This window comes from Nonomuraea sp. bgisy101, from assembly GCF_057708945.1.
The window spans coordinates 108,156-122,398 of the sequence record NZ_JBYITD010000015.1 but is presented as its reverse complement, the minus strand read 5'-3'; the positions used below and the strand labels follow the sequence as shown (position 1 = coordinate 122,398).

Here is a 14,243-nt window from a genome sequence, read left to right as displayed (position 1 = left end):
CGCACGCCGGGCGGGCCGGTGGCTACAGCGCGAAGGACTCTCCCCTGTGGTCACCGAGTTCGGTGACCGTGTCGAGCATGCCGGTCAAGGCGCTCCGCCTCGTCGATGCGCCCCGAGGCGAGGAGCAGCTCACCGATCCTCGCCGTACCGCCCTCGCATGCCCGCGGTGAACGCGGCCACCGAACGGGCGAGGGCACGCCCGTGCCGGTCACCGCAGCGCTCGAACAGCGTCAGAGCCTCCTCGACCGCCGCGGCGGCGCGTTCGTAGCGGTGCCGGTAGGCCTCGAGCAGCCCGATTCCGGTGAGCAGCGCGGCGGAGCCGCGCGTGTTGCCCGCCGCGCGGGTGGCCACGAGGGCCACCCGATGCGTTTCCGCCCAGTCGTCGTAATGCCCGCGGGTCTGGAACAGCGAGACGGCGCTGACGGCCAGGTCCCAGCAGAGCTCATCGAGGCCGAGGCCGGCGGCCTGTCTCACGGCGGCGACGAGGTTCGGGCGTTCGATCTCGTACCAGGACAGGGGGTCGCTATCGACGATCTCCGTGCCCGGCGGGTCCCATGGCGTGGCCGTCCCGTGCAGGACCGCGAAATCGCCGCCGTAGACGGCCCGGTGCGCACGCCTGACCAGCGACAGCCAGCCGCACAGCATGCGCGTGACCTCCGGCCGCAGATCGTATGCGCCTGCCGCCTCGCGGGTGTGGGCACGCACCGGATCGTGCACGCGGTAACGCAGGTGCCCGCTCGCCTGGAGGAGCCGGGAGCCGACCAGGCCGTCCGCGAGGTCGGGCGACCCGCCCATCGCGAGCACCGTCCAGCCGGGTACGTCGCGGCCGTCGGCCAGGGAGAGCGCGGCGAGAAGCCGCAGCGCGGCCGGATCGAGCCCCTCGGTGGCCAGCGCGATGCTGCCGCCCGCCGGCCCCGACCCGCCGGTGAGACCGGGCACGTCCGGCGGCAGCTGACGGGGGCGCGGCCACCGTGGCGCGTCGCCGAGGTCGATCGACGCGTCTTCCGTGAGGATGGCCTGTTCGAGGCTCCGCAGGCGCCGGCCCGGTTCGAGTCCGAGCTCCTTCACGAACGTCGTACGGGCCGCCTGGTAGACCGCGAGCGCGTCCGCCTTGGCACCGCATCGGTACAGTGCGAGCATCCGCAGCCCCCACAGCCGCTCGCACAGCGGATGCTTCTCGGTGAGCACGGCGAGTTCGGAGACGAGTTCCTGGTGCCGGCCGAGCTGTAACTCGAGCTCGAGGCATTCCTCGAGCACCGCCCTGCGCTCGCTCTCGATCGCGTTCGCCTCGACGTCCAGCCCGGCTCCATCGATCCCGGCCAGCAGCGGTCCTCGCCACAGCGCCAACCCTCGCCGCAGATGGGTCACGGCCGCGTGCTCCCGGCCCTCCGCGGCGGCCTTGCGGCCCGCCTCGACGTGCCGGCCGTATTCGAGCAGGTCGAGGCCGTAGGTGTCGAGCTCCAGCAGGTAGCCGCCCTGCCTGGTCCTGATCACCTCCGGGCAGCCGGCCGCCGCCAGCGCCCTGCGCAGGCGGCCCACGGTGTTCTGGACCTGCCTGCGCGCCGAGTCCGGCACCGGGTCGGGGAACGACACCTCGACCAGCCGACCGATGTCCACTGTCTCGTTGGCGTGGAGCAGCATGAACGCGAGCAGCTCGCGCTGCCGGTGCCCGAGGTCGAGCACCTCCCCGTTCACGGTGACCTCGACCTGCCCGAGAACGTGGAATCGCACAGTCATGTGGTCGCCCTCACCCCTTGCCGCTGACTGCGGCAATCGTGCCCGTTGGCGGAGGCTGCGGCCAGGTTTTTCCGCCCTGGCTTAAAAGCCCCGTTCACACGGATGATTGCCGGGAAAATGAGGCCACGATCGCGGTTCCTCTGGAGATGGTGATGCTGCGGATCCATTTCACCGGCGAGGATCTCGCCCGGACGCGGATCGCCCCGGCGGCCGACCCGCTGTGGGAGATCGCGCTGAGCATGTACCGCCTGGCGGGGCGCAGAGGCAGGGCCGCGTTCGCCGCGTGGCGGCACCGGGCCCGCGCCGATCTCGCCAGGCTCGACGGCCTGGCCTCCGTGAGGCAGGTCCTGTCGCCGCTCTTCCCGGCCGCCTCGTCCTACTTCCCCGACTTCCTCACCCCGCCCGACGGGATTCTCGGTTTGGAGGCGGGGGTGGACGCGGTGCTGTCCGCGCCTCGTCCGCGGCTCCGCCGGGAGCTGGACAAGCTGGCGAGCAGGACCGGAACGCCGTCATGGGCGTGGGGCCTGATCGACGGCCGCCGAGACGCCTTCAGCGACCTGCAGCGCGCTCTCCGCGGCTACTTCGAGACGGCCGTCGAGCCGTACTGGCACGACATCCAGGCCATGGTCGACGCCGACCGCGCCTTGCGCGGGCGGGCGTTCCTGGACGGTGGGATCGACCACATGCTGGCAAGCTTCCGCCCGACCGTCAGGTGGCGGCCGCCCGTGATGACGATGGACCACCCGGTGGACCGGGACGTCCATCTCTCCGGGAGAGGACTCGTGCTCATCCCCTCGTATTTCTGCTGGGGTGCGCCCGTCCCGCTGGCGGATCCCGCACTGCCGCAGGTGCTGGTCTATCCCGTGGAGAGAGACCAGGTGCTCGCCGCTCCGCGAGCGCGCCAGGCCCATGGCGCGGATGCCCGGCTGCTCGGCGCCACGCGCGCGGCGATCCTGCGCGCCACCGTGAACGGCGCGACCACGGGTGAGCTGGCCCAGCGCCACGGGATCTCACCCTCCAGCGCGAGCCAGCACACCCGCGTCCTGCGGGAGGCGGGACTGATCACCAGCCGCAGGTCGGCAGGCAACGTGATCCACACCATCACCGAGGTGGGCACGGCCCTGGTCGAGACGGCTAGGGCTCGCACGCCCGCCGCAGGGCGGCCCCCGCCTCGGTGACGGGCCCCAGCGACGGCACCCGGGCCGAGCCACTGCGCACGTGGGCGGCGAGCGCGGACCACGCGGCGCCCACGTCCTCCGCGGCCTTCGCGACCGCGTCGTCGCCTGATCGAGCGCCGTGCTCTCGTATCGCCTTCGCGGCGCCGTCGTAGGTTGCGGCGAGCTGGTCGGGAGCCCCGATCTGTTGCATTCCCTTGGCGGAGACGTCCCCGATCAGCCGGTGCATCGCCGAACACTCCCTGGCCACGTCCGCGCCGCTCCCACCGCACCCTGCGAGCAGGCCGGCGACGGAGGCGGTGACCACGATGGTCTTCTTCATCGTTTCTCTCTCCCGAGACAGCAGATCCAGGTCGAGGAGACCAGTGGGCCTTCATAACGCCGTCATAAGGCGGGCCGGCGGGCGCCGGTACGGGTGGGCGTCACCCCGGGAAGTCCACCCACGCGAGGTGCGGCTTGTAGCCCGCCGCCACAGGTTCGGTGTAGCGGAGCCTCTCCCGGATCAGCACCGTGCCGGCCCTTCCGCCGGGGCTCACGAGCCGGAACGTGGACGTGGGCGGCCCGGCCGTCTCCGCCTCGTGGCCGCGCATCACGATGATGTGGTCGTCGCCGTACCAGCCCTGGAACGAGCCTCGCAGCCTGTGGACGATCCGTCCGCTCACGGCGTCGACGACGCGGATCTCACGCGTGTCCGAGGTGTCGCCATCGCCGAGGCTGACGAACCGTCCGCCCGAGGGCGCGAAGACAGAGGTCGCCAGCGTTTCGAGGGAGCCGGCACCGGCGTAGACGCGGGTTCTGCGCCCGCTCAGGTCGAAAGCCGCGACGCCGGCGCCGTCTTCCAGCGTCGACAGCACACCCGTTCCTTCGCCGTTCCAGAAGAAGCGGCCGCTCAGGCCGACGTCCCAGCCTTCGACGAACCACGTGGAGCCGGCCGGGACCAGCCTGGGCCTGCGCTCGTGGACGTCGACGGTGACGAACCCGATCGTCTCGTAGGACTCGCCCCGCGACCGGTAGGCCGTGAGCAGGACGGTCCTGCCGTCAGGCGACCATTGCGCGGACGTCACGCCGACCGGCATCGCGACGGTGTACCTCTGGTCACGGGCCCGGTCGATCAGCACGATCCTTCGTGCCGGCTTGTACCGTTGGTGGCCCGGCACGCCCACCGCCCACCGGCCGTTCTTCGACACCGGCACCTGGCGGTACGGAGTCCTGACGAACCCGTCGCCCACCCGGAGATAGCCGATGTTCGCGTTGCCGGCGTCCTCGGTGAGGATGTATGACGCGAGCCGGCTCGGTCCTTTCACGTCGTCGAGTGTGGCCGAGGTTCCCGCCAGCCTGATCCGCGAACCCTGTTCCGCCTGCGCGGGCGCCGCTACCAGGCTCAGGGCGAGAACCAGTGCGACGGTCAGCTTGCCGTCCATGTCGGGCCTTTCCTTCGGGCCGTCCTGTGGATGAACAGTCTCGCGTGACCGCGTCATCGACCGGTCATAACGCACGGGCCCTGCGCTGCCGTCGTGGCTATGTGCGCAGGTCGATCGCCATGGGCTGGTGCGGCAGGCCGGCGTAGATCTCCACCTCGCCGTCGCAGCGCCAGCCCAGACGCCGGAAGTAGCCGACGTTGCGCAGCTGGATGTGGGCGACCATCAGCAGGCCGCCGTGTTCGGCCCCGGTCCTGACCGCGTATCTCACGAGCGGGGCGCCGAGGCCGTGGGCGCGGTGCTCGGGGAGGACCGCGAGCCGGTCGCCCTGCCAGAGGGCACCGGCCTCGTCGAGGGGGTAGAGCCGGACGGCCCCGCCGATCACCCCGTCCGCGCAGGCGACCACGTGGACGGTCAGCGGGTCGTCGTCGTGAGCGTCGCGGTCGGTGCCGTCGAAGATGTGCTGCTCGTCGACGAAGACGCGGTGCCGTACCGCGTAGTGGGCCGCGAGTTCCTCCGGGGTGGCGGCCGGGTGGCAGTCCGTGCCGAGCGTGCGCAGCATGGCCGGCTCAGGCCGCGGGAGGGGGGCCGATGTGGAGCAGGCGTTCCATGGAGCTCAGCCCGGAGCAGGCCTGGCAGCGGGCGCAGCCCGCCCTGGTGGTGGCGGAGGTCATGCCGCGCCTGGCCATGTAGGCGAGGACCTTGGCGTAGATCGGCCGCGTGTAGGTGCGCGGCGGCGGCCGCCAGCCGGCCATGGGAGTGCCGACGACCGGGCGCAGCGGCACGACGAACGGGTAGACGCCCGCGTCGACGGCCCGCTTGCAGCCGTCGATCGTCACCTGGGGGTCCTCCCCCATGCCGAGGATCACGTAGGTCGACACCTGTCCTGCGCCGAAGACGGAGACCGCCCGTTCCCACGCCCTGAAGTAGCCCTCGATGCCGGTGCGCGCCTTGGCGGGCGCGACGCGTGCCAGGACGTCCGGGTCGAAGGTCTCGACGTGGATGCCGACCGAGTCGACCCCCATGGCGCCCACCTCGTCGATCACGTCCAGGTCCGCGGGCGGCTCGAACTGCGCCTCGACGGGCAGCCCGCTGCTTTCCTTGACCGCCTGGCCGCAGCGCCCCACGTACAGGGCGCCGCGGTCGGGACCGCGCGTGCTGCCGGTCGTCAGCGTGGCGTCGACGGCGCCGTCGAGGTCGCGCGCCGCCACCGCCACCTCGGCGAGCTGCTCGGGGGTCTTGCGCGCGATCGTACGGCCGGCCGCGAGCGAGAGCCCGATGCCGCAGAACGTGCACTGGTCGTCGTTGCCCCAGTAGGCGCAGTGCTGCACGACCGTGCTCGCCACGGAGTCGAGGTGCAGGAGGGCGATCTGCCAGTACGGCACGCCGTCGGCGGTGGTCAGGTCGTAGAAGCGCGGTCGGCGCTGGGCGGACGCGTCGGCGAGCCGTACGCCGTCCCTGTAGATGCCGTAACCGTCGTCCTCGGCGCGCAGGACGTACGGGGAGTCCTTGGCGATGCCCTCTGTGGGCGCCGTGACGGGAAGCCCTTCGACCCAGAGCATCCCGCAGTCGGTGGGCCCCGCGCCGCCGGTGCGTCGTTCCATCTGCGTCTCGAGCCGCAGGCCGCGGGCCTGGAGGTCGAGGACGAGCTCGCTGACATCCGTAGCCGTCACGACAGGCACCTCCCGTGCCTACGACCAGATCCCCCGATTCTACCAAAATGGGATCGGCGTTAACTTTCCGACGCGAGCGCCCGCCGTGCCTGGTCGACCGCGGCCAGCCAGGCCTCACGCGAGGTGAACTCCTCCACGCGGACCGCCTCGCCGGTGACTTCCAGCCGGTAGGTGATCACGGGTTCGGCGACCACCGAGCGGACCATGACGGTGCCGGTCGGGACGTGCACGTCCACCCACCGCGCCGAGCCGCCGCGCCAGGCCGCGTCGTCGGGCTCCTCGAGGACCGCCCACTCCTGGCCGGCCGCGCGGGCGCGGTCGACCGCCTGCTCGCGGTAGGAGGTGAGCAGCTCGCGGAACCGCTGTGACATCGCTGCCTCGATCACCAGCTGGGGGTCGAGGCCGTCCAGGGAGACGCCCACGTCGTCGAGCCAGCCGCGCATCTCGCCCTCTGCGGCGGCCAGGGCCGGGTAGTCGCCGGCGCGTGCCAGGCGCCGGGCGAGCGCGCCCACCATCTGCAACGCCCGCTGGTAGCGGTCGGCGTCGATCATCGCCAGCGGGAAGAGCCTGTCCTCGGCGGCTCGCAGCCGCCGGGCGAGCTCGGCGTACTCCGCGGGGATCGGGCTGCTTGGCAAGGCTTCACTCGTTCACTATCGTCAGTGTGACAAGTCGGATCCTAGACGTCATTCGGGTGATTCGCCAGAACGGCGAAGGGTGGACCCCGTGAACAGGACTGCGGTGGCCGGTCGGGGGGCGGCGTGAAGCCGGCCGTGCGCGTGCTGCGCGACACCTACCTGGACTCCGTCCTCCAACTCCTCGGCGCCCGGGCGATGGGCGGCACCGACGGCGTGGAGTGGGCGACGGCCCTGATGGCCACCGCGGCCAACCTGGACGCCCTGCGGCAGGAGGGTTTCGACCCGCCCGAGGCCTCGCCGTACGATCTCATCCTCGCGGTCCGGGCGACGGACCCGGAGGCCGCTTTCGCGGAAGGTGAGCGGGCGATGTTCGGCGCCCGTGAAAGCGGCCGGGCCGAGGAGAGCCCGCGCTCGCTCGAGGAGGCGCTGGAACGGCAGCCGGGCAGCACCGTCGCCGTCGTCTCCGTTCCCGGTGACTACGCCGCGCTCGAAGCGCACAAGGCGCTCGGTCACGGCCTGGACGTCCTGCTGTTCAGCGACAACGTCTCCGTCGGCGACGAGATCGCGCTCAAGGACCACGCGGCACGGCGGGGCCGCCTGCTCATGGGCCCAGGCGCGGGCACGGCGGTGATCGACGGGGTGGGGCTGGGATTCGCCAACGTGGTGCGTCGTGGCCCCGTGGGGGTCGTCGCGGCGGCGGGCACAGGGGCACAGGAGGTCATGTGCCTGCTCGACCGCTGCGGCGTCGGCGTGTCGCAGGTGGTCGGCGTGGGCGGTCGCGACCTGTCTCCCGAGGTGGGCGGGCGCATGGCGGCGCGAGCCGTCCGGATGCTCGACGAGGACCCGGAGACGGAGCTGATCCTCCTGGTGTCCAAGCCGCCCGACGAGCAGGTGGCGCGTCGAGTGATGGCGGCCGCGCGGGCGACGCCCCTGGTCGCCAGCCTGGTCGGCGTGGGCGGCGAGACGCTCGAAGGCGGCGTGGTCAAGGCGCTCGGCGTCCTGGGCAGGCCGGTGCCGCCCTTCGACCTGCATCGCGGACCGAGTGTGGAGGAGGCCACCGCCCGCCTCGCGCCGGCGCGCACCACGGTGCGCGGGCTGTTCTCCGGCGGCACGCTCTGCTACGAGGCCCTCGTGGTGCTGAGCGGCGTGCTCGGTCCCGTCTGGTCCAACACCCCGATCGACCCCCGCTACGGCCTGCCCGCGCCACCGGGTCGCCACGTCTGCCTGGACCTGGGCGAGGAGGAGTTCACGAAGGGCAGACCGCATCCGATGATCGACCCGGGGGCCCGGATCGAGCTGCTCCGCGAAACCGGGCCCGACGTCGCCGTGGTGCTGCTCGACGTCGTCCTCGGCCATGGCTCGCATCCCGACCCCGCCGGGATCCTGTCGCCGGAGCTGGCCCGACTGGACGGTCCGCAGGTGGTCGCCTACGTCCTGGGCACCGAGCTCGATCCCCAGGGGTATCACGACCAGGTACGCAAGCTGGCCGCCGCGGGATGCGCGGTCACCGCGACCGCCGCCCGCGCGGCACGCGCCGCGGCGGCCATCGCCACCAGGAAGAGCACCTCATGAGCCGCGTCGCGCTCCTCACGTACTCCACCAGACCGCGCGGCGGAGTCGTCCACACCCTCGCCCTCGCCGAGGCGCTCGCCGACCTGGGCGTCGACGTGCACGTCTTCGCCCTGGGCGAGGAGGCCTTCTTCCGCCCGCTCAAGGTGCCGTTCACGCTGTTCCCCGTCACGGTCGAGGGCGACTCGCTGGAGGAGAAGGTCTTCGCCTCGGTGGACGCCATGGTCGCCGGGCTGGCGAGGGTGGCGGGCGAGTTCGACATCCTCCACGCCCAGGACTGCATCACCGGCAGGGCGGCGCCGCAGGTGCACGCCCGGGTGGTGCGCACCGTGCACCACGTCGACGACTTCACCACGCCGGCCCTCGTCGACTGCCAGCGCAGGGCGATCCTGGATCCGGGCCACGTCCTGGTCGTCAGCGAGCACTGGCGCGACGTGCTGCTCCGGGACTACGGCGTCGCCGCCCAGGTCGTGCGCAACGGCGTCGACCCGGCCAGGTTCCCGCCGGTCGGCACCCGGCGGAGCGCCGCCCTGCGCGCGTCCGTGGGGGCGGCGGGCCGGTTCCTGCTGCTGGCGGTGGGCGGCGTCGAACCGCGCAAGGGCAGCAAGACGCTGTTCCGCGCCCTGGGCCTGCTGCGGGGTGAGCGGCCGGTGCTGGCGATCGTCGGCGGCCAGTCCTTCCGCGACCACGAGGCCTACCGGCGCGAGGCGCTGGCCCTCCTGCCCGCGCTCGGCCTCGACGTGGTGCAGGTGGGGACGGTCTCCGAGGATCGGCTGGCGGCGTGGTACCGCACTGCCGACGCCCTGGCGTACCCTTCGATCGAGGAGGGGTTCGGCCTGGCACCGCTCGAGGCGCAGGCCTGCGATCTGCCGGTCGTGGCCAGCGATCTGCCGGTGTTCCGCGAGTTCCTCACGGACGGCGTGGACGCCCTGCTGCCCGCCGTGGGCGACCCCGAGGCACTCGCGGCCGCCCTGGAGCGGATCATGGCCGACGAGGCGCTGCGCGCCACCCTCGTCGCCGGTGGCCGCCTGGTCGTGCCGCGGTTCACGTGGGCGGCCTGCGCCGCCAGGCACGTCGAGATCTACCGCTCCATCGTGTGATCGTGGCCGGCGGGCCTGCCGGCCAGCAGCGCCGCCCGCTCGCGCACCTGCCCCTCGACGGCGAGCACCTGTTCCAGGGCCTCGAACCAGCAGAGGTAGTACCGGGCGTCCGGCCGGGCCGCGATGCGCGCGATCAGTGCCCTGCGGAAGTCCTCCCAGGCGAAGACGCCCGCCTCACTGGCGGCCACGGCCAGGCCGAACGCCCTTCCCTCCCATGGCTCGGCGAACACCAGCTCGCCGTTGGAGCGCGGCGGCGCGGCCGGGCTGTCGACGTCGAGCCGGACGGGGAGCGTCATGGCGTCACCTGGGCCACGCCCACCATCGCGTCCCGCGTGACGAGCGGCACGAGCTGTTCCTCCGAGAGTCCTTCGGTCCCGGCCGGTCTGGAGGGGAGCACGAAATAGCGCACCTCTGAACTGCTGTCCCAGACCCTGACCTCGACGTCGTCCGGCAGCCGCAGCCCCATCTCGGCCAGGACGGCGCGCGGCTCGCGGACCATCCTGGCCCGGTAGGCGGGATCCTTGTACCAGGAGGGCGGCAGGCCGAGCAGCGGCCAGGGGTAGCAGGAGCAGAGCGTGCAGACGACCACGTTGTGGACGGCCGGCGTGTTCTCCAGAACCACGATGTGCTCGCCCTGCGGTCCCTTGAACCCGAGCTCGGCGACGGCGGCGGTGCCGTCGGAGAGCAACCGCTCCTTGTAGCCGGGATCCGTCCACGCCTTCGCCACGACCTGCGCGCCGTTCAGCGGCCCGACGTCCGTCTCGTACATCGCGATGTACTTGTCCATGACCGCCGAATCGATCAGGCCGCGCTCGACCAGCAGCTGCTCGAGCGCCTCGACGCGCAGCTCGATCGGCACCCGTTCATCCGTCATGGCGCCTCCTCCAGGTAGTCCTCGTAGAGGTCGACGTGAAGCGCGAACGGCTCGGCGTCGGAGCCGAACAGCTCGGCCGAGCCGAAACGCACCGTGTACACCCACTGCGGGTTCTCCCCCTGGAAGTGGGCGTTCGTGTCCGGCAGCACCTGCGCGGGCTGGACGATCACGACCTCGCCTGTGTGCCCCATCACGTAGCGCGGCAGCCGCGTGTGCCCTGGCGGGTCGAAGGCCCTGGCGCGTACGGCGGAGCCCACGGCGAACCGGGGCGCCGACGAGACCTCCCGGAGGGAGCCCGCGGCGGCCGGGGCGTAGTCCGGCTTGTTCGGCTCCGGCGGCCCAGGCTCCTCGGCCGAGCCCCCTGACAGGTTGGCGGCACGCGCCTCCACCGTCCCCTGCGCGATGATCGAGCTGTCGAGAAGCAGGTTCTCCGCGCCGTGCAGCCAGCGGCCGTAGTAGCCGTCGTCCAGGTAGTCCCGCCGGTCGAGCCGGTTCATCGCGTGCCGGAAGGCGTCGAGGTTCGTGCCCGACAGCCGTATCGACAACACCGCGAGCGCGAAGGCCCTGGCCTGCCATCGCTCGGCGAAGACCGGCTCGTCGGGTCGGGGCACGGGCGCGGCTCCCCAGCCCTCGGTGCCTCCCATGTCGTGGATACCGGTGGCCTTGCTCATCGTCGCCTCCCAGCCGCCCCGCCGGGCGAACGCGCTCTCACCTGGCGTCGGGCGGTGCTCAGACCGTCCAGGTGTTCAGCTGGAACGCGCCTTCCTTCCACGCGGTGAGCGCGGCGTCGAGCACGTCGAGCGGGTTGAACGGTGTCACGCCGGGGATCAGGTCGTCCTCGCGGAAGCCGTAGAGCGCGCCCATCGCGAAGCGGCAGGCGTAGATGTTGGCGCCTTCCTTGATGAGGGTCTTGATCTGGTTGTTGATCGCGAGGTGCCCGGGGAACGCCTCCTGGCCGACGCCGGGGTAACCCCGCGTGCCCGACGCCAGCAGCACGCCGGGGCCGTACAGGATGATGTTCACGTCGAAGCCCTTGCGCACCAGGCGCGTCGAGGTGAGCAGGTTGACGAGGGCGACCGAACCCTCGTACGGGACGGTGTGGATGAAGACGTAGGCCTTCTGCCCCGGCTCGGCCCGCACGTCGGCGAACACCTTTTCCTCGGTGTCGTACAGGGTCTCGCCTTCGGCTGGCAGCTCGGTGGTGACGGTCTTCGGCATGGTGACCTCCTTGACTAGACGGCCGGGCCGGCGGGCGTCGTCGGCTTGGGCCAGTGCCGGCGGTGGCTCCCGGGCATCGCGGCCAGCAACCTGCGACGGACCGGCCAGGGTGTGAGCCGATAGATCGGGACGAAGATCCTGCGCCAGAAGAAGGAGCCGCGGATCGGCGGCGGGGTCCTGCCGTGGGCGCGCGCCACCCGCGCCTGCGCGTCCCTGAGAAGGTACTGCTGGGCGTTCTCGCGCAGCCACCGGCTGATCACGTCGACACCCCGGCCTGCGCGGCCGTCACGATGGGCTCGTTGAGGGCGCCGATCGGCGGCGAGTAGACGTTCTCCATCGAGGCCAGGTCGTGCAGGGTGATGCCCTTCCTGACCGCGAGCGCCAGGAAGTCGGCCCGCTCCTTGATCCCTTCGCCGCCGACCATCTGCGCGCCGATCAGGCGCAACGTCCGCGGCTCGGCGAGGAGCTTGACCGTGACCGGCCTGACGCCGGGGAAGTAGCGCGCTCTGGAGATGCCCGTCGCCTTGCCGACCACGTGCGGGACGCCCAGCGCGGTGGCCGCCACCTCGCCCAGCGCCGCACCGCCGATCATCCACGTGCCGGCGACCATTCCCCACGGGACGTAGACCGGCTGGTACGCGCGTTCTCCGCCCGCGGCGTTGGTGCCCGCCACCTTGCCCTGGGCGTAGGCGTGGCTGCCGGTGAGCCCCTGCAGGGGCAGCCCGCCCACGCCGTGCGGGATCTCGCAGACGTCGCCCGCCGCCCAGACGTGCGGAGCCGACGTGCGCATGTGGTCGTCGACGACCAGGCCCCCCGTCGAGCCCGTCCTGAGCCCGGCGGCCACGGCCAGCGCGTTGTTCGCCACCTTGTGCGTGGCCACCACGACCAGTTCCGCGGGCAGCTCGCCATCCGTGGTGGCCACGGTCCTGACGTGACCCTCGCGGTCGCCGGTGAATCCGAGGAGCCTGGTGTCCCAGTGCGTCGTGACGCCCATCTCGGCCCACGACTCCTGGACGGGGGCGACGATGTCGGGATCGCACAGCTCGCCGAGCGCCCACGGGTGCGGGTCGATGACGTGCGTGTCGATGCCGCGATGGGCGAGGGCGGTCACCATCTCCAGACCGAGGGGGGAGGCTTCGACGACGACCGCGTGCCGTACGTTGTCGAGGATCTTGTCCCACTCCATGGCCCTGCGGATGTTCTTGACGTAGTAGAGGCCGCCGAGGTCCTCACCGGGCACGCCGGGGGGCTGGTAGTCGAAGCCGGTGGCGATGATCAGGGCGTCGTAGCCGCTCTGGCCCTCGCCCTCGACCTGGACGGTCCGTGACTCAGGGTCGAAGCCCAGCACCGTCGTCTCGTACCTGACGTCGATCCCCGCGTCGGCGTAGGCCTGCTTCTCGGCCAGGAACAGCGACGTGAAGTCCGGGATCTCCTTGCCGTGCACGTACGGGATGCCGCACGGGCTGTATCCCACGTCCTCGAACGCGGTGTAGACGATCACTTCCGCCGAAGGCGCGGCGGCCTTCGCCGCACCCGCCGCGCCGATGCCGGCGGCGCCGCCGCCAATGATGACCATCCTCCGTGCCATGGACTCAGCTCCCGCCCGTACGGCACAATATCCATACATTATAGAGGACTTCACGTTGACTATCCTGCATGGCGCTTCGTGATGTCAATGACGAGGGGATTTCATGACCGAGGGTCATCAGGTCGACGAGATCGTCAGCCAGATCGGTCCCAAACTGCGCGCGCTCCGTACGGCGCAGCGCCACTCCCTGCAACAGCTGGCCACCATCAGCGACGTGTCCGCCGCCGCCATCCACAAGATCGAGCGCAACGGGATGGTTCCGACGATCACCACGTTGCTCAAGCTCGGGACGGCGCTCGGCGTCCCCGTCCGCTACTTCGTCGAGGAGGACGACCAGCCGCCGGAGCCGGTGCACTACACGCCGAGCGATCGGCGCCCCACCGTCTACACGCCGCACGAGGGCCTGGCCCTGGCCGGGATCACCGGTTCCTACCGGCAGTTCCAGACGGCCGCCGCCATGGCGACGGTCACACCCGGCGCGTCGAGCGGCGCCAAGCGCATGCAGCATCCGGGCGAGGAGCTGGTCCACGTCACCGAGGGCACGCTGACCTTCCAGGTGGGCGATCAGACCTTCTCGCTGTCCGCGGGCGACTCCCTGCACTTCTCGGGCGAGGTGCCGCATCGCTGGGCCAACGACGGCGACCACCCGGCCAAGGCGATCTGGATCGCCCTGCGCAACGGCTAGAGAGCGCCCGCCTTGGGCGCCCCCGTCAGCCGCAGTGGCCCCAGCCGCTGATCCACTCGGCCTTGGAGCGATTCCCGAAGGGGAACCGCCCGACCAGCTGACCGCCGAACTTGACGCACTGGCCCTTGGCGTGCAGGTAGGTGGGACCCGCGTAGCTCCGGTAGCCCTTGTCCCGGGAGAGCTCATTGTCACCGGACCGCCGAACCGTCGCCGCGATACTGTCCGTCCTGAAGTCCTTGTCACGGCGGGTTATCACGCAGTTGTAGCCGGTCGACGTGTTGTAGTACAGGTACACCACCCCGGCCACACGGCCCGCGCCGGAATCCCGAATCTTGTGGGACTCCTGGAGGTAGAAGCCCGCACCGCAGGAAGGACCCTTGACCGGCTCGGCGTGCGCGGGTGCCGTGGTGACGACCGCCCCGGCGAGTGCGACCGCACCGGCCATGGTTCCGGCCCTTTTCATCACCTGCATGGGACTCCTCTTCATCTTCTTGGCGGGACGACCTGGTCAGTTCCGCGATCTGCCGGCCGGGCCGCGCCTGCGGTTCCGGTACGGACCATCAGGGTGCCC

17 protein-coding genes are annotated in these 14,243 nt (G+C 71.6%); 4 read left to right on the top strand and 13 right to left on the bottom strand.

All coding sequences use genetic code 11. From position 1 onward, the window contains the following. Window positions 1-129 precede the first annotated feature (129 nt). Window positions 130-1,737 (bottom strand): AfsR/SARP family transcriptional regulator, encoded by a 1,608-nt coding sequence (locus tag AC3EO4_RS27465; protein ID WP_431898484.1) that lies wholly within the window; start codon window positions 1,735-1,737, stop codon window positions 130-132. 152 nt (window positions 1,738-1,889) lie between these two features. Between AC3EO4_RS27465 and AC3EO4_RS27460 the strand changes: the two genes are divergently transcribed. Continuing rightward, on the top strand, window positions 1,890-2,915 hold the full coding sequence (locus tag AC3EO4_RS27460; RefSeq protein WP_431898483.1) for an ArsR/SmtB family transcription factor: 1,026 nt from the start codon (window positions 1,890-1,892) through the stop codon (window positions 2,913-2,915). Here the strand turns inward: AC3EO4_RS27460 and AC3EO4_RS27455 are convergent. The 5 genes from AC3EO4_RS27455 to AC3EO4_RS27435 form a co-directional block, all read right to left on the bottom strand. Then, a complete protein-coding gene (locus tag AC3EO4_RS27455; protein ID WP_379580384.1) occupies window positions 2,872-3,234 on the bottom strand; it encodes a hypothetical protein in 363 nt (120 codons plus the stop codon). The two genes, AC3EO4_RS27460 and AC3EO4_RS27455, sit on opposite strands and share 44 nt — an antisense overlap. Window positions 3,235-3,334: 100 nt before the next feature. Next, window positions 3,335-4,333, bottom strand: a complete 999-nt coding sequence (locus tag AC3EO4_RS27450) for a hypothetical protein (RefSeq protein WP_379580383.1) — start codon at window positions 4,331-4,333, stop codon at window positions 3,335-3,337. 97 nt (window positions 4,334-4,430) lie between these two features. Further along, window positions 4,431-4,892, bottom strand: coding sequence for an MSMEG_0567/Sll0786 family nitrogen starvation N-acetyltransferase (locus tag AC3EO4_RS27445; RefSeq protein ID WP_379580382.1), 462 nt, complete (start codon window positions 4,890-4,892; stop codon window positions 4,431-4,433). Window positions 4,893-4,899: 7 nt separating this feature from the next. Further along, window positions 4,900-6,003 carry an MSMEG_0568 family radical SAM protein gene (locus AC3EO4_RS27440; protein WP_379580381.1) on the bottom strand — a complete coding sequence of 368 codons (1,104 nt, stop codon included), beginning with the start codon at window positions 6,001-6,003 and terminating at the stop codon, window positions 4,900-4,902. A gap of 59 nt (window positions 6,004-6,062) precedes the next feature. Beyond that, on the bottom strand, window positions 6,063-6,638 hold the full coding sequence (locus tag AC3EO4_RS27435; protein ID WP_431898482.1) for a hypothetical protein: 576 nt from the start codon (window positions 6,636-6,638) through the stop codon (window positions 6,063-6,065). Between the two features lie 123 nt (window positions 6,639-6,761). Between AC3EO4_RS27435 and AC3EO4_RS27430 the strand changes: the two genes are divergently transcribed. Continuing rightward, on the top strand, window positions 6,762-8,210 hold the full coding sequence (locus AC3EO4_RS27430) for an AllF/FdrA family protein (RefSeq protein ID WP_431898481.1): 1,449 nt from the start codon (window positions 6,762-6,764) through the stop codon (window positions 8,208-8,210). After that, complete coding sequence (locus AC3EO4_RS27425) at window positions 8,207-9,307, top strand: MSMEG_0565 family glycosyltransferase (protein WP_431898480.1); 1,101 nt, start codon at window positions 8,207-8,209, stop codon at window positions 9,305-9,307. The genes AC3EO4_RS27430 and AC3EO4_RS27425 overlap by 4 nt, the downstream gene beginning before the upstream one ends. Here AC3EO4_RS27425 and AC3EO4_RS27420 read toward each other — a convergent pair. The 6 genes from AC3EO4_RS27420 to AC3EO4_RS27395 are packed head-to-tail and all read right to left on the bottom strand — an operon-like array spanning window position 9,289 to window position 12,987. After that, window positions 9,289-9,603 carry a nitrile hydratase accessory protein gene (locus tag AC3EO4_RS27420; protein WP_431898479.1) on the bottom strand — a complete coding sequence of 105 codons (315 nt, stop codon included), beginning with the start codon at window positions 9,601-9,603 and terminating at the stop codon, window positions 9,289-9,291. The genes AC3EO4_RS27425 and AC3EO4_RS27420 overlap by 19 nt on opposite strands. Then, entirely contained in the window at window positions 9,600-10,181 is a 582-nt protein-coding gene (nthA, locus tag AC3EO4_RS27415) for a nitrile hydratase subunit alpha (RefSeq protein ID WP_431898478.1), read from the bottom strand. The genes AC3EO4_RS27420 and nthA overlap by 4 nt, the downstream gene beginning before the upstream one ends. Next, a complete protein-coding gene (gene nthB, locus AC3EO4_RS27410; protein WP_431898477.1) occupies window positions 10,178-10,852 on the bottom strand; it encodes a nitrile hydratase subunit beta in 675 nt (224 codons plus the stop codon). The genes nthA and nthB overlap by 4 nt, the downstream gene beginning before the upstream one ends. Window positions 10,853-10,910: 58 nt before the next feature. Then, window positions 10,911-11,399 carry an MSMEG_0572/Sll0783 family nitrogen starvation response protein gene (locus AC3EO4_RS27405; RefSeq protein ID WP_379575828.1) on the bottom strand — a complete coding sequence of 163 codons (489 nt, stop codon included), beginning with the start codon at window positions 11,397-11,399 and terminating at the stop codon, window positions 10,911-10,913. A gap of 14 nt (window positions 11,400-11,413) precedes the next feature. Continuing rightward, window positions 11,414-11,659: a hypothetical protein gene (locus AC3EO4_RS27400; protein WP_379575827.1), complete on the bottom strand. Its 246-nt coding sequence runs from the start codon at window positions 11,657-11,659 to the stop codon at window positions 11,414-11,416. Beyond that, window positions 11,656-12,987, bottom strand: a complete 1,332-nt coding sequence (locus AC3EO4_RS27395; RefSeq protein ID WP_431898476.1) for an FAD-dependent oxidoreductase — start codon at window positions 12,985-12,987, stop codon at window positions 11,656-11,658. Before AC3EO4_RS27395 ends, AC3EO4_RS27400 begins: the two co-directional genes overlap by 4 nt. Before the next feature lie 103 nt (window positions 12,988-13,090). On the opposite strand from AC3EO4_RS27395, the gene AC3EO4_RS27390 reads away from it, so the two are divergent. Continuing rightward, a complete protein-coding gene (locus tag AC3EO4_RS27390) occupies window positions 13,091-13,672 on the top strand; it encodes a helix-turn-helix domain-containing protein (protein ID WP_379575825.1) in 582 nt (193 codons plus the stop codon). Window positions 13,673-13,697: 25 nt separating this feature from the next. Here AC3EO4_RS27390 and AC3EO4_RS27385 read toward each other — a convergent pair whose 3' ends face one another. Beyond that, entirely contained in the window at window positions 13,698-14,144 is a 447-nt protein-coding gene (locus AC3EO4_RS27385; protein ID WP_431898475.1) for a hypothetical protein, read from the bottom strand. Window positions 14,145-14,243: the final 99 nt, after the last annotated feature.

Coding starts and splice junctions, on each gene's coding strand:
- AC3EO4_RS27465 (WP_431898484.1), bottom strand. CDS start 1,737: ATGACTGTGCGATTCCACGTTCTCGGGCAGGTCGAGGTCACCGTGAAC.
- AC3EO4_RS27460 (WP_431898483.1), top strand. CDS start 1,890: ATGCTGCGGATCCATTTCACCGGCGAGGATCTCGCCCGGACGCGGATC.
- AC3EO4_RS27455 (WP_379580384.1), bottom strand. CDS start 3,234: ATGAAGAAGACCATCGTGGTCACCGCCTCCGTCGCCGGCCTGCTCGCA.
- AC3EO4_RS27450 (WP_379580383.1), bottom strand. CDS start 4,333: ATGGACGGCAAGCTGACCGTCGCACTGGTTCTCGCCCTGAGCCTGGTA.
- AC3EO4_RS27445 (WP_379580382.1), bottom strand. CDS start 4,892: ATGCTGCGCACGCTCGGCACGGACTGCCACCCGGCCGCCACCCCGGAG.
- AC3EO4_RS27425 (WP_431898480.1), top strand. CDS start 8,207: ATGAGCCGCGTCGCGCTCCTCACGTACTCCACCAGACCGCGCGGCGGA.
- AC3EO4_RS27420 (WP_431898479.1), bottom strand. CDS start 9,603: ATGACGCTCCCCGTCCGGCTCGACGTCGACAGCCCGGCCGCGCCGCCG.
- nthA (WP_431898478.1), bottom strand. CDS start 10,181: ATGACGGATGAACGGGTGCCGATCGAGCTGCGCGTCGAGGCGCTCGAG.
- nthB (WP_431898477.1), bottom strand. CDS start 10,852: ATGAGCAAGGCCACCGGTATCCACGACATGGGAGGCACCGAGGGCTGG.
- AC3EO4_RS27405 (WP_379575828.1), bottom strand. CDS start 11,399: ATGCCGAAGACCGTCACCACCGAGCTGCCAGCCGAAGGCGAGACCCTG.
- AC3EO4_RS27395 (WP_431898476.1), bottom strand. CDS start 12,987: ATGGCACGGAGGATGGTCATCATTGGCGGCGGCGCCGCCGGCATCGGC.
- AC3EO4_RS27390 (WP_379575825.1), top strand. CDS start 13,091: ATGACCGAGGGTCATCAGGTCGACGAGATCGTCAGCCAGATCGGTCCC.
- AC3EO4_RS27385 (WP_431898475.1), bottom strand. CDS start 14,144: ATGCAGGTGATGAAAAGGGCCGGAACCATGGCCGGTGCGGTCGCACTC.